General features: G+C 40.8%; 1 protein-coding gene and 1 pseudogene. One reads left to right on the forward strand and one right to left on the reverse strand.

Features of this window, described 5'->3' with window-relative positions:
• Nucleotides 1-840 precede the first annotated feature (840 nt).
• A pseudogene (gene tnpB, locus V6259_RS19435) lies at nucleotides 841-1,062 on the forward strand (IS66 family insertion sequence element accessory protein TnpB); the annotation flags it as partial.
• A 387-nt stretch (nucleotides 1,063-1,449) separates the two neighbouring features.
• Here tnpB and V6259_RS19440 read toward each other — a convergent pair.
• Nucleotides 1,450-2,236, reverse strand: a 787-nt coding sequence (locus V6259_RS19440; protein WP_341585943.1) for an IS3 family transposase, incomplete at its 5' end; no start/stop codon positions are given.

Below are 2,236 nucleotides of genomic sequence, written 5' to 3' on the forward strand. Positions count from 1 at the left end.
CGCTCGAGTAGGACACCAGCTATATCGTGACACAAAGGCAACCATGGCGTTCATAAGAGTGGCGAATCTGTCACGCTCGAGTAGGACACCAGCTATATCGTGACAAAAGGGCAACCATGGCATTCATAAGAGTGGCGAATCTGTCACGATTAACTATGAAAGCAGTCACATCGTGACAAAAAGGCAACCATGGCATTCATGAGAGTGGCGAATCTGTCACGATTAACTATGAAAGCAGTCACATCGTGACAAAAAGGCAACCATGGCATTCATGAGAGTGGCGAATCTGTCACGATTAACTATGAAAGCAGCCACATCGTGACACAAAGGCAACCATGGCGTTTATAAGAGTGGCGGATCTGTCACGATCAAGCGGGGCGGCAGTTACATCATGTCAAAAAAGAAATAATCAGATATAAAACTACAGCGAAATTGTCACGTTAAAGCTCAAGTAAACTTAATAGCCTTTGACTTGCTGGTGAAGTTGACACGATGAAAAGTCAAAATGTCACGTTGATAAGAATATCTGTCACGTTAAGATTCGATTAGTCACGATATCTTGCGGATCTGTCACGTTAATTTACTAATCTGTCACGTTAATTATTATAAACCTTTGATTTTATTGAAATATTTCTTCTCTAAACAAGAATAAACAAGTAAAAACAAGAATATAAACATTATAAAACAAGATACAAAGAAACACCGGTCATCTTAAATATTGAGTTGGAGACCCGACATCTGAAGATCTTCAAGGTGCATATAAAAAAACCTACTAGAAACAATAGGCTGTCGCGTACAACCTTAAAAAGAACCTTGTAGCAAACAGATTTTTGTTTTTTTGGTCGAGCACGCAATAAAGTCAAAACCTTACAATGGATGTCAGATAATTTTTTGGTTGCATTACAAGCGTCACGAAAAAGGCATTTCCAATGGCCTGGTATTGATGATGAGCACTTGTCGATTCAAGCCTCACCATGTCAGTTAAATTGGTTGCTGGATTGCCTTTCTCTCAATCTGCAAGACACTCACCCACATTTAACCTATCGATATCATAACGATTAGGCCATTCGCTTAGGTATACCAAACCATAAAAATACTTCCTGATGACTTACCCAATGATCTTGACTCTCTTAAGATTCTTTTACTTAAGAAATCACTGTTGTTGGATGAAAAGACTCGAACTAGCCGAGTGGAAATCCAGTTCAAGTTTATCTCCACATAACTTAAAGTGATCGAAACAGTACGCGCTAAATACACGTGCCGAGAGTGTAAAAAAACAGGCGTTAAAATCACATTAAACAAGTACCAGTACCACCAAAGATGATGCCTTAAAGCATCGCAATTCCCCGCCTACTCAACCAAATCAAAATCATTACGGGGAACTTCCAATACAGCTTACCTCTATATAGACAAGAATCGATGTTCAAGCAATGGTATGGACCCAGTTTCCTAGACAGTTTCTAGCTCCGTAAAATATCGCTTCTCATATTGCAGTGGCGATAATCCATTATTTGATCCATGGTGTCGCTTTGGATTATAAAAGCACTCGATATAATCAAAAATCTCTGAGCGAGCATCGCTTCTTGTTTTGTAGGTTCGATTGCGTACTCTTTCTTTTTTTAACAATGAGAAAAAGCTTTCCGCAACAGCATTATCATGGCAGTTACCACGACGACTCATACTGGCTTCCAGATTATTATCTTTTAAGAAGGTTTGCCAATCTTTCGAGGTATATTGAGCGCCTTGATCTGAGTGTACCAGTACTTTTTTTGTGGGACGTCGCCGCCAAATCGCCATGAGTAAAGCATCAATAACGGACTCCGCTGTCGCTCTTGATCTCATTGACCACCCTACGATCAATCTAGAAAATAGATCAACAACGACGGTGACGTAAAGCCAGCCTTCTTTTGTCCGGATATACGTAAAATCAGTTACCCAGACTTGATCTGGCTCTGGGACAATAAACGCTCTATTTAGTGTATTTGGCGCTGTGTTACGCTCAGAGCCACTATAAAAAGCAGGGTGACGTTTGTAGCCTATGAGCGCTTTTAGACCCTCACGGCGCATCACTCTTAGCACTCGATTCTTTCCACAAGACTTACCTTCTCCCTTTAGGTCTTTGGTGATGTTGCGGTAGCCGTAAACACAACCACTCTCAAGCCAATGTGTTTTAATCGTAACGGCAAGTTGGTCATCTTCTTGTTCTCGTCGACTTTTTGGACAGTCCAGCCAAGCG

Origin of the sequence: Marinomonas sp. TI.3.20 (assembly GCF_038155025.1) — a bacterium.
Classification (GTDB): domain Bacteria; phylum Pseudomonadota; class Gammaproteobacteria; order Pseudomonadales; family Marinomonadaceae; genus Marinomonas; species Marinomonas flavescens.